The sequence below is a fragment of the Carnobacterium sp. genome (genome assembly GCF_032094055.1).
In the GTDB taxonomy this organism is placed as follows: Bacteria; Bacillota; Bacilli; order Lactobacillales; family Carnobacteriaceae; genus Carnobacterium_A.
This window is the reverse complement of record NZ_DAMDAK010000098.1, coordinates 8,115-8,689: the sequence shown is the minus strand read 5'-3', so window position 1 is coordinate 8,689 and position 575 is coordinate 8,115. Positions and strand designations below refer to the sequence as shown.

Sequence of the window (575 nt, the reverse complement as noted above, 5' to 3'; positions counted from 1 at the left end):
CGAAAAAAAAGGAAGCGCAAAAGGTGATACAGTAGCCTGATGAGTGCTTCCTTTTTTTGAACGGAAAAATGGATAGAGTCAAAATAGTAATAGTTGAACTTCTTACTAAAATAAAGTAAAATAAAGCATCACTAAATTTGACTATTTATTCCTCATTTTTAGGACGTGCATCCGGAAAAAATGTTCGTCTGAGACCTTTAATCTTATGATACACCAGCTTTCCCAGTCATAGGAAGGCAAAATAAAGGGAGGATCACTATGACAAATCTTTATATTATTATTGCATTACTTTTATTTGTAGCTGTCATTTATAGTTTTTGGCGTCTGCAAAAGAAACACGTTAAATTTTCAACACGTGTTTTTATCGCTCTAGGTTCAGGGATTGTATTTGGAGCTCTGCTTCAATTGCTTTTTGGAGCAACAGGAGACGTTACAACAGGAGCCATTGAGTGGATCAATATCGTCGGAACAGGGGATGTGCGCTTTTTACAAATGCTCATTATGCCGCTGATTTTTGTCTCAATCGTAGGAGCATTCACGAAAATTGAAGGTACCAAAGACTTGGGGAAAATCAG

General features: G+C 36.7%; 1 protein-coding gene. It reads left to right on the top strand.

All coding sequences use genetic code 11. The annotated features are described in order from the left end of the window. Positions 1–258: 258 nt before the first annotated feature. Positions 259–575 (top strand): cation:dicarboxylate symporter family transporter (locus RT405_RS12010; RefSeq protein WP_313469979.1); only part of this gene is annotated, 317 nt, incomplete at its 3' end.